Raw genomic sequence first — 10,729 nt, forward strand, 5'->3', positions numbered from 1 at the left:
ACTCAATCGAATAAGGTTTCATTTTTTTCGCTTATGTACTAAATAGAGTGTATCATATATACATGGAATATGCTGTAAGTTGCGTTAATTATTGTGGAGAAGCTAGACACCCGCCAAATATCCCAAACTCACACCCACCAAATCAAGAAACAGCTAACCCAAAACAAATCAAAACTCTACATCAAGATTTAAGCGAAATGCCAGAGTTGGGTGATTTCTACGATCGCCCCCTCGAACTCCACACCCTCACCACCTGGATTCTACAACAACGCTGTCGCCTCATAACCCTCACCGGCATCAGTGGCATCGGCAAAACCAGCTTAGCAGTGCAACTCGTACAACAAATTAAAGACGAGTTTGACTACGCAGTTTGGTACACACTAGACGAATTCCCCGCCATAGAAAAATTTCAATCTAACCTAATACAGCTTTTTTCAAATTCAGAAAAACAAGATTCATCCCCAACCAACCAGAAACGCTTACCGCTGATTAAGTATTTACAAAACCATCGCTGTTTAATAGTCTTAGATGACTTTCACAACCTTTTCTGTAGCGGGGAATTTGCATGAAAATACAAACCTGAATGCGAAGAATATCGCTCCTTATTAAAACAAATAGAAAAATTATCCCATCAAAGCTGCTTTCTGTTGATCGGTTGGGAACAACCGAGAGAAGTGACTCAAGTTAAAAACCAAAATACTTCCATTCGTACCTTACAACTCAAAGGTTTAGACATCGCCGGCGGACAGGAAATACTCAGAGATTATGGGTTAGAAGAAAGCGACAACACTGAAGCACTCATTCATCGCTACCAAGGCAACCCCCTATGGTTAAAAAGCGTGGCGAATCTGATTCAAGACTTGGGAGGAGGCGTGACAGAGTTATTACCAAATGATACCATATTGTTGCCGGGAGATTTGAAAGATGTTTTACAGCAGCAGTTCGATCGCCTATCCGAACTAGAAAAACAAGTAATCTCCTTGTTAGCGAAAGAAAGCCAGCCAATCAACCGGGCAAAATTGCTAGACAAATGACCGAATTCCGGCTTCAGATTTGCTAAATGCGCTGCAATCTCTATCGCGGCGCTGCTTGATTGAACAACAAGCAAATTTTTACACAATTTCACCTGTACTGAGGCAATATGCGATCGCCTATGCGGTGTAATTGATATCTTTTAGTCGGCGGAGGCAGACTTAGTTTGTATAGTAGCGATGTCAATCGCGCAGTAACTAAATACATAAACTCGCCCAAACAAAAACCGGGCAACTCCACAGTTACCCGGCAATCCTAACTTTAGACCTCAGACAAATCTAAAATCTAAAACCTAAAATTCTTAAACAGCTACAGTCTTCTTAGCAGAAGAGCTCAATTCGCCCTTAGCATACTTAGCTGCAAAATCGTCCAAAGACACTTGCTTAATCTTTGTACCGTGACCAGCGCAACCGAAAGAGTTATAACGATCGCTACAAACCTTCTGCATATACTTGATCGACGGCTTCAAGAAGTGGCGGGGGTCAAACTCATCGGGCTTAGCAAACAAAGCTTCGCGCACCGCAGCGGTAATCGCCAAACGGTTGTCAGTATCGATATTGATCTTGCGAACGCCGCACTTGATGCCCTTTTGGATTTCTTCCACAGGTACGCCGTAGGTTTCGCGGATTTTGCCGCCGTTGCTGTTGATAATTTCCAGCAATTCTTGGGGCACAGAAGAAGAACCGTGCATCACCAAGTGAGTATTCGGCAAGCGGCGGTGAATTTCTTCAATGCGGCTGATTGCCAAAATTTCGCCAGTCGGCTTGCGAGTGAACTTGTAAGCGCCGTGAGAAGTGCCAATGGCGACGGCTAGAGCATCAACGCCGGTTTGCTCGACGAAATCCACAGCTTGTTCAGGATCTGTCAGCAACTGATCGTGAGAAAGCGCACCTTCAAAGCCGTGGCCGTCTTCTGCTTCGCCCATTCCTGTTTCCAGAGAACCCAAGCAACCGAGTTCGCCTTCAACGCTAACGCCGATCGAATGAGCAACATTCACCACATCGCGAGTAACTTGAACATTGTACTCGTAGCTGGCGGGAGTCTTAGCATCTGCTTCCAGAGAACCGTCCATCATCACGCTGGTGAAACCTTGGCGCATGGCAGAATAGCAAGTGCCGGGGGCATTGCCGTGGTCTTGGTGCATGGAAATGGGAATGTGAGGATAGGTTTCAACTGCTGCCAAAATCAAGTGGCGCAGGAAATTTTCGCCAGCGTAGGAGCGAGCGCCGCGAGAAGCTTGCAGAATCACAGGGCTGTTGGTTTCGTCAGCAGCGCGCATGATCGCTTGGATTTGCTCCATGTTGTTGACGTTGTAAGCCGGTAGGCCGTAACCATTTTCAGCCGCGTGGTCGAGCAGCAATCGCATAGGTACAAGCGCCATAGATATTCCTCCTAATTATTTGTGATTTTTGGGCAGTGAATTTTGGACAAGCTCAATTCTTACGATAATATTAAGACAATTTGCCACCGATCGCGCACTATCTTTCCAGATTTACTTAAAAGTTCAAAAAACAAAATTTTGAGCTCCGAGCATTCCACTCAAAACTCAAAATTTTTAACTCACAAATTTTTTATGGGTCGCCCGGGATTTGAACCCGAGACCAATCGGTTAAAAGCCGAATGCTCTACCGCTGAGCTAGCGACCCGCGAAAACATTGTTACCGCACACAATTTCTAATAGTAGCACCCCTCCTTTGAAATAGCAAGTGTTTTTTAAATAAAATTTGCCGTCATGCGAACCAGCATCTCGCAAGTCGCTCCCGGCTGCAAATAAATCAAGTGTTCGCCAGTGTTGAGGGCATTTCGAGGAGCAGTCCAAGGTTCCAAACAGTAAAAATCCTTGCCCTTTACCATCCAGAAAACCAACTTCCCATAGCTGGAGTTGTAACTGAGGGTGAGCCGCAAGCCGCTCGCCGCGTCAGTGACAGTAGCAGCAAGACCAGTGAGTTCGTCAAAGGAAACATCAATTTCATCCAACGTCGGGTCAAAAACTCCAGTGAAGTAACCCTTTTCATGGGTGTTCTGATCTCTGTACTGCATCCCCGGAATATCAAAGCGCAGCTTAGATTTGTCCGTCGCCAAAAAGTAGGGGTGCAAACCACTAGAAAACGGCATGGGTTCAGCAGACAGATTGGTATATCGCTGAAAAATTTCCAAAGAATTGCCTTTAATCTGATAAGTGAAGGCTAGTTGGAAATCAAAGGGATAAACAGCCAGCGTCTTGTCGCTGCTGTCGAGAATCAGCGTAATAGCAGCGCAACCCTCCGTAACTTGTTCGCCTATTGTCCAAGGCAAGTCTCGAGCAAAGCCGTGCTGTTTGAGCTGACGCTCCACTCCCTTGTGCGTGTAAGTATTGTCGGGGAGATTGCTGCAGATGGGAAACAGGATGGGAATCCCGCCACGTACAGTTAGATCGGGATTAGCGAACCGTTCCGCGTCCAAATAGAAGATTTCTTTGCCTTCAACCAGCCAGCTAGTGGCAATACCGCCCCGTTCCGGCACAACTTCTAGAGTAGAGTTAGCGGCTTCGTCGGAGAGGATATAGGTTTTGTACTGCTTTTGCTTGAGCGCGATCGCAAACACATTTGTCATCGGTAGTAGGTCATTGATCATTGGTTGTCAGTAAATCAGTCGTTAATAATTGGTCGCTAGTATCTTGATGTTCACCCATTACCGCCCTTATCCTCCCCCTGCCTCCTCGTTGTTCCGACCCCCATCGGCTAACCAATTCTCCCAGCTATAGGAGGCAGGGCGATCCGGTGCTTGGAGCGTTTGCTGCTGTTAGCTGGAACTATCGCTGAGGCCGGCTGCTTTTTGAGTGCGACTTCAAAAGATACAGCCCGAGTCGGGGGTAGATAGCTTTGGGGACTCGGCACTGCTCCTTGAGTAGGAGATGGGGGCGAAATAAACGGTTCTTTGATGAATGGCTCTTTTGTAAACGGCTCTGGTTCCCCGCTGGGATTTTGAGGTTGAGTGGGGTAGATGCGCGGCGGCAAATTTTGATTCGGAGGCGGATTTGACTCAATTGCAGGCCCTGTCCCGTTCGGGAAAAATGAGGAGTTGTCCGGCTGTTGGGGCGCAGCCGGCAAAGCCGGCAAAATCAAAGTAGGTTTGGGTTGTCCGCGCCCTTGCTGAGTGCTTTCACCGGAGGTTCCCCCGGAACCTCGCCCGGGCTGGTATGTACCGCTCTTTGCTGCTCCTGGCAATGGAGAATTTGGAGTTTTTGATGCCGCTCCTGGCTGGACTAGGGCATCGAGAACTACAGAAGATTGCATCGGTCGATCGAAAATACTAGAAATTTGCTCGACACGTTTGAGGATGCGATCGGCTGCGGCTCCCTTCACCACATTCGGCTGAAACTTTTTCACCTCCACAGGCAGAAACTCTACCTTCATATTCCTGTCTTTGAGCGATACTTTCAGGACTGCGGTATCGTAATCCCTGCGAGCATTTCCGCCGAATATAAAATTACCCAGCGAGTAAACTATCGGACGGCCCTTGTAAATTTCTGCTCCTTGCAATACCTGGGGATGGTGTCCCACTACCAAATCAGCTCCTTGGTCGATCGTGAACCGAGCCAAATCAATCTGCCAGTCCCCCGGATAATCTGCCAATTCGACTCCCCAGTGGTAATTCACAATAATCCAGTCTACCTGACCCCTAAGAGCTTTAATATCCTCGGCCACGCGATTGTTACGGCGGGGGTTAGTGCCCGCTTTCCCTTGGTCAGCGACGTTAAGCTCGGCATCGTAATAACCGAGGTAGGCAATCCGCTGACCCTTAACTTCAATAATATCTGGACGCCTCGCTTCTTTAATATCTCTGCCGGCTCCCAGGTGTTGAATCCCACTATTATCTAGAGTATTCATCGTCTCCACCAGCCCCGGTTCCTCGTAATCCATAGCGCGGCTATTTGCCAGATTGACAATATCGACTCCTCCGGCTGTTAATACTTTCACCGATTCTGGATCGGCTTTAAAATTTAATTGTTTTTTGCCAGACCCCAATGTAGAGCGAGTCAGGGAGTTTTCTAGGTTAACCATCGCCACATCTGCTTGCCGGTACTCGTCCATATTGGCGAAAGCCCATTGGTGATCGTTGGCAGCAGATGCTCCGAGCGCATCCGATAGATTCACATTTCCTCCGAACATCAGCGTTACTGTTGGGTCGTAAGGATTAGCAACTTGCTTTTGCTGTACTACTGGTACCACTTCTAAGGCCGCTTGCACCGTATCTGCACGTTTTGGAGGCGGCCCCGACATTACCGCAGTTTGCTGGTAGGCGGATACTGGAGATACTAACTGCAGGGTCAGAGCTTCGTGGTAGCTGACCCAACACCCTAAAATAAAAGAGGCAAGTGCCGATCCCACTAGCAGCAGAGAACGATACGTTTTAAATTTAACCCAATCGACGACTGGTAGGGAACGGTAACGCCGACGCTGGCGGTTTGCCGGAGTGACAATTCGCACTGACTGTTTCCAGAGAATGTCTGCATCCCCAGCCAAGCGCGCGTGAATTCGCACTCCTTCTACTGCTGGCGAGTTGAGTCTCCAGAGTTGGTGGCAAATAAATTTGACTAAGCCTTCGCGGAGAGTGCTCCCGAGTAATGTAGTATCTGGCGCAAATTCGCGCTGGAATTCTACGAGGATTTGGACGCAGCCGGCCTGAGCCTGTTCGACGCGGGCATAAATCCCTTCGGGTCGCAGCAAGCTGTCAATCCAGTAATTGAGGGCTTGAAAGTTGCCCGATCGCGCTAGCTCCAAGATAGACGGCTGCGACCAATTTTCTGCGTACACCATCAATTAGCCTCCTTAATACGCACGAGCAATGACTCCAATTTGTTTTGAACGGAACCGCAATTCTTTTAGCTTAACCGCCACAGGTTCCGCTGCCCGTTTTGAAGCTAGTTGTTGGCCGCCACCATTTTCTACATTTAGGGGCTGCCTGCTGTCAGTGATTTTTATCACACTCAGGTCGGTAGATTTGAGATTTGAGATTTGAGATTTGAGATTGAGTTCACAGAGGGTAATCGGGGCCAGAACCAACGTCGAAACAAGAGGTTTCTGGGGGAATTGAGGCACAAGAGAGGGAGATTTATGAGGCAGAGTCTGTTTTTATTGTCGCTGTTTGAGTGTCGCTTTAGAGCTTTCGCTTTGAGATTTGAGATTTGAGATTGAGCCAAGAGGGGTTAGTGGGCGATAAAACAAACGTCGAAACAATATATTTCTGGGGGAATTGAGGCAAAAGAGAGGGAGATTTATGAGGCAGAGTCTGTTTTTATTGTCGCTGTTAATCGCGTGCCTTTGTCAAGTCCTAATGCTTCGATCTATGCTGGCAAATGCCTCTCACGAGGGATGCCACTGGCTGCACAACCTGTAATTGGATAAATGGCGTACTAGATAGATTTGGTGGTAAAATCAAATTTGGTAACTCCCATCGGTACCAAAGTTGCGGAAAACGTGAAACTGGCCAGTCCACACGGCTGTGCCTTCCGATGTAAAACCCAAAGTACGTTACTGTAAACAGGCCATATTTTAAGCAAGTTACACTGCGCAGGAGAACTGACAAATGCTACAGCGCAAAATCTATCAACTCTGTTGTGATGGTCGTGAGGTTTCTATTTTTCTTCGAGATCAGCAACGTTGGATAGAGCGCGCTCGTATCCTAGATATTGAAGGGGATCTAGTCACGCTGCGCTACGAAACCGACGAAGAAGACGAAATCAGCTCTTGGGAAGAAATGGTGCGTCTCGAAAGTATTGGAGCTGTGTCCCAGAAGTTGGCTTCGGTGTCCCGAACTAACTGCGAACCCCTAGTTTCTGACGATTGTCCCGAAGCCGAACAAATTCGCAATCACTACCCGGACTCGAATTTGGAATAGTTTTGAGCTCGCGCTTGAGGCACAAGGAAAACTTGGGGGAAAAGAAAACGACTTTTCTCCCTTTTTTGTGGAGAAATTATGCAAAAAACCCGGTTTAGGCCAAACATATTCTGGGTTGTGACCACATAAGTTATTTTGCCTTTAAATTTAAGCTTGAGGGCGGGATCTGCTGCCCACGGGACAACAGCGTAAATACACAGTAGTTTAAAAATTCAATGCGCGACACCCTAGCCCTGCTGAAACAGGGTTTTTTGTCTGGTTGCGTCTAGGATGGTTTTTTTGTTTTCTGGACCTGCAGGCTGGTTTGTAGGTGTCCCAGAGCTTATTCGCCGTCTGTTTCGCCATCTAGGAAAAGTTCCGACTCCGGTATCGCTTTAAACACGGGACAGTAACCGTCGGGGGTAACTTTAAAGCCAAACAAAGCACTGGACTGGTTCCAACAGCGCTGGCTGCGGTAGTGCTGACAATTGCCGCAGCATTCGAGGTTTGCCTGAACGGCGCTGCCTTGAAAAAGCAGTTCCCGCTGGGAGATGCCGCGCAGTACCAGTTCTTCGCCTTGCCAGCGCGCTTCTACCAAACCGGTATCGGCAAAATTGGCCCACCGAGGATCGGCTGTAATCGGACTCGGTAAACTAATTGCTACCTCTGTCCCCAATTCGCTGAGTTCTCCCTCATAGTTAGTTTCTGGGATAGCGGGCTGCAAAAACATTTCCCCGATCGGCAATTCTACCAGTGTTCCGGCCGCCGGAGTGTGCAACTGGTAGCGGTTTCGCAGCTCGTCCAAGTTAGCCAAGTCAGCCAAATATGCAGGGGAACCGTGGAGTAAAATTACGTGCTGGGGACGCAAATTGTGGATGAGTTGGGTCGTCCCCGGTCCGTCGCAGTGTTCGGCTAGCAGATAAGTTTCGACATTTCTGACTGCGGATTCGGGCCAGTTGCTGACGGGATATCCTGGTTTTTGAGGTGCGAGCAAAATCCAAGGATTTGTGGCATCTGCAACATACAAAGCCAAATCAGCTATTTGGTCAGTAATCACAATACAGGGCGTGGCTCCCAATCCGGGGCGTTGTTCGGCAGACAGCCGGCGGACGCGGGGTTTCACCCTTTCGTCCCAAAACAAAGGTTGGTGCAGAGCAAAATTTTGGACGGCGGTGGGAAATTGGGGTAACAGTTCCAGATAAGCGTCGCACCCGTCAGCGACAGTGCCGTCCACCCAAATATCCAAGTCGCGACCAGTAAAGTAGTGGTGACTGCGGAGCAGCATCAGCATTTCTTGGCCCAAACCAAGGGCCGGCGCGGGCAGCAGTACCGAGTACCCGTCGGCGATGGCGCGGTGGATGCGATCGGCTAACTGATTTTCTAGTTGTCGGCGGTGAGGGTGGCGCGCCGTGCCGTAACTGCCTTCCAAAATTAACACATCCGGTTTCATGCCCCTGAGTTCTCCCAGGGGCAAACCTTCCACCAAACGAGAATTGGATAGGAAAAAGTCGCCGGTGTAAACCACGGTGTAGGTGCGGTGCGGCGCGGCATAAGTCAGCAGCACAGTCGCCGCTCCGGGCAAATGGCCTGACGGGAACAACTGCACGCTCAGTCCTGGGCGCACTTCGAGCGGCGACTGCCATGGCAGTCCCTGGCAGAACCGGGACTCTGGCTGCTGAGCCAGTTCTGGCCAGTTGAGCGGTAGCAGTCGCGCTGTCACTTTGCTGGCGTAAATTGGCAAGTGGGGGAAAGATTGATGGAGTGCTAGCAAACCTCTGGCATGGTCAGAGTGAGCGTGGGTACACACCACAAAATCGGCTGGCAGCGATCGATTTAGTGTCGCTGACAGCGGTGCAATATCCTCTACACCGCAGTCGAGTAAAATGCGGTGCGGCCCCATTCGCACTAGCAGACAGACCCCTTCCTGTGCGTGGCCTGCGCCGTAAGGTAAACAATCGAGATCCATCACTGCGGTTAGCTCCCTGCTTTGCACGCAACTTGCAGTATCGCCACATTTAAACATTGGTTGCGACTGCATTCATTCGATCGAGTTCAGTCTCGGACGCTGAAACCGGGTTTGATGAACGAAAACACTTTGTTGCCGCCCTCGCTCCCGGTTAAAAAACCCGGTTTATCAAAGTTCTGGTGCGTAAGCCCTAGAGCTAAATGTTTGCTCGAAGGCTCCGGCTCTCGTGCAAGGAAAGTAATTGCACTTAAGATTTGATGCACGCCAAGAAGGTGATTTTCCGAAGGCATTTGCCTGATCGGCATTGGGCCTTCGACAAAGTTCATGCTACTGGTTCTTGCATCAAAAGTTACATTTTATTGCACCATATAAGAGCAACGAGCTCGATCTCATATTCTGAGTTTTAAACCTTTTTCCACAATTTGCGCTTGGTAAAAGCTCGTCTTTTTTATGAGAAGATTTTAATTCAGATGCCCAAACATCTTGATAAAACTTTACAATTCTTCATTTTTAGGGTTTTCAGCGCTGTGTATTGTCCAATCTGAAAAACGGGGAACCAGTATCGTGCTAGCTAACTGCTGTTGCCAGGGCAGAGAGAGACTTTATGAGTTTGATCGGTTTCTTTGTAAAAGTTTGATACATTCTTCTAAGCAAACCTTCTGGCTATCCAAGAGAGAGTTTAAATGGCTTTTTGACCGCAAGAATCCACGATACAAGCCCCCGGATTCATCCCTGGAGAAATAAAAAACCTGTATCCGATGAAACTTGCCCCCCGAATTTATCCATGGGGTCTATGCTTCCATTCTAAAATCTAAAATCTAAAATCTAAAATCTAAAATCGATTGACCCCGCCCAAAAATGGATATAAGTTTCCGACAGGAATCGCCCGCAGCCCAAAGTTTTAGACTCTTGTTCAAGCTCCAGATTCATCTGTGGAATAAATCTCAAATCGTTCGACTCAGCGCGACTCGACAGCTCGCCCAACGTCTGAGCGCGGCGAGACTAAGCGGGGATCGACGGCTCGCCCAAAGTCTCGCCGAAGTCTCAAAACTCAAATCTAAAATCGACTGACTGCCCCATAATAGGTTTGTTTACTCCGCTCTTTGACTAGGGGAAAAACGATGTGTTTTTTTTGTTTTACCCCAAACATAGCCAGATAAATCCCCCGACAAGGGAGGATATTTATCCTCTACAAATCCCAGTAACTTGCCAGAAATAATCTCAGGTCTATGAGTCTCCAACCAGTCTGTAATTTTCGTTTCTTTTATCATTTGGGTATTGTTTGGGGTGGAGTTTTTGAGCTGTTTGTCAGCTAACCCGTCGCGGCTTAAACAGAGTGTAATAGCTTGGTTTTAAGTCAAACATCACCTCGTAGTTCTCGAATATTATCGTTGGATTTGTGCTAAATTCTAGTTTTTTGACTGCCGTCACGAAATGACTGCTGCGCTTTGCACAGATTCTAGATAACTGACCAAGAATTTCTTGATGGTACAAGCCCCCGGATTTATCCGTGGAATCAATCCCAAATCGAAAATCGAAAATCGAAAATCCCCCGCATTTATCCGTGGGTAAATCTAAAATATAAAATCGCACAATCGATTGACTGAGACTCGTCGTTCTGCGAATTTTAACCTAGAGATACCAGTAGTTTTTAGAGTTTGGTTTAAGAACGAATGAAGTCGTAAATGACTTATTTAACCTGCTATATCTCGGCATTAATAGCCTTAAGTCAACATTTAAATCAAATAAGACTGCTTCAATTAATGGTGTATAGATTGGAGTATCTCAACTCATTTATAGCCTTTCTCAAAAAGATGAGGTACAATAACAGCAGTGTGTAAACCAGTTAAAAATATTTGACGATGTAACTTG

The 10,729-nt window shown here is 47.8% G+C and carries 9 protein-coding genes and 1 tRNA gene; 3 read left to right on the forward strand and 7 right to left on the reverse strand.

Annotated features, from left to right (window positions below):
• The first annotated feature begins 197 nt into the window (after positions 1 to 197).
• Positions 198 to 569: an NB-ARC domain-containing protein gene (locus QUA27_RS27555; RefSeq protein WP_445251553.1), complete on the forward strand. Its 372-nt coding sequence runs from the start codon at positions 198 to 200 to the stop codon at positions 567 to 569.
• 105 nt (positions 570 to 674) lie between these two features.
• Positions 675 to 1,034 carry a hypothetical protein gene (locus QUA27_RS27560; RefSeq protein ID WP_445251554.1) on the forward strand — a complete coding sequence of 120 codons (360 nt, stop codon included), beginning with the start codon at positions 675 to 677 and terminating at the stop codon, positions 1,032 to 1,034.
• Between the two features lie 299 nt (positions 1,035 to 1,333).
• Here the strand turns inward: QUA27_RS27560 and fba are convergent, their stop codons facing one another.
• The 5 genes from fba to QUA27_RS26435 form a co-directional block, all read right to left on the reverse strand.
• Positions 1,334 to 2,413, reverse strand: a complete 1,080-nt coding sequence (fba, locus tag QUA27_RS26415) for a class II fructose-bisphosphate aldolase (protein WP_006633469.1) — start codon at positions 2,411 to 2,413, stop codon at positions 1,334 to 1,336.
• Positions 2,414 to 2,606: 193 nt separating this feature from the next.
• Positions 2,607 to 2,678 (reverse strand) — tRNA-Lys (locus QUA27_RS26420).
• A gap of 67 nt (positions 2,679 to 2,745) precedes the next feature.
• Complete coding sequence (locus QUA27_RS26425) at positions 2,746 to 3,615, reverse strand: aldose epimerase family protein (RefSeq protein ID WP_445243511.1); 870 nt, start codon at positions 3,613 to 3,615, stop codon at positions 2,746 to 2,748.
• Between the two features lie 137 nt (positions 3,616 to 3,752).
• Positions 3,753 to 5,831 carry a CapA family protein gene (locus QUA27_RS26430; protein WP_333071933.1) on the reverse strand — a complete coding sequence of 693 codons (2,079 nt, stop codon included), beginning with the start codon at positions 5,829 to 5,831 and terminating at the stop codon, positions 3,753 to 3,755.
• A gap of 12 nt (positions 5,832 to 5,843) precedes the next feature.
• Positions 5,844 to 5,999 (reverse strand): hypothetical protein, encoded by a 156-nt coding sequence (locus QUA27_RS26435; protein ID WP_158307982.1) that lies wholly within the window; start codon positions 5,997 to 5,999, stop codon positions 5,844 to 5,846.
• A 601-nt stretch (positions 6,000 to 6,600) separates the two neighbouring features.
• Between QUA27_RS26435 and QUA27_RS26440 the strand changes: the two genes are divergently transcribed.
• Positions 6,601 to 6,912: a DUF6679 family protein gene (locus QUA27_RS26440; protein WP_006633466.1), complete on the forward strand. Its 312-nt coding sequence runs from the start codon at positions 6,601 to 6,603 to the stop codon at positions 6,910 to 6,912.
• Positions 6,913 to 7,234: 322 nt separating this feature from the next.
• On the opposite strand, the gene QUA27_RS26445 is transcribed toward QUA27_RS26440, so the two are convergent.
• Together QUA27_RS26445 and QUA27_RS26450 are read right to left on the reverse strand one after the other, a co-directional pair.
• Positions 7,235 to 8,857, reverse strand: coding sequence for an MBL fold metallo-hydrolase (locus QUA27_RS26445; RefSeq protein ID WP_333071936.1), 1,623 nt, complete (start codon positions 8,855 to 8,857; stop codon positions 7,235 to 7,237).
• 86 nt (positions 8,858 to 8,943) lie between these two features.
• Positions 8,944 to 9,183 (reverse strand): hypothetical protein, encoded by a 240-nt coding sequence (locus QUA27_RS26450; protein WP_333071934.1) that lies wholly within the window; start codon positions 9,181 to 9,183, stop codon positions 8,944 to 8,946.
• Positions 9,184 to 10,729 lie beyond the last annotated feature (1,546 nt).

It is taken from the genome of Microcoleus harperi Pol14_C6, assembly GCF_036701295.1.
Classification (GTDB): Bacteria; Cyanobacteriota; Cyanobacteriia; order Cyanobacteriales; family Microcoleaceae; genus Microcoleus.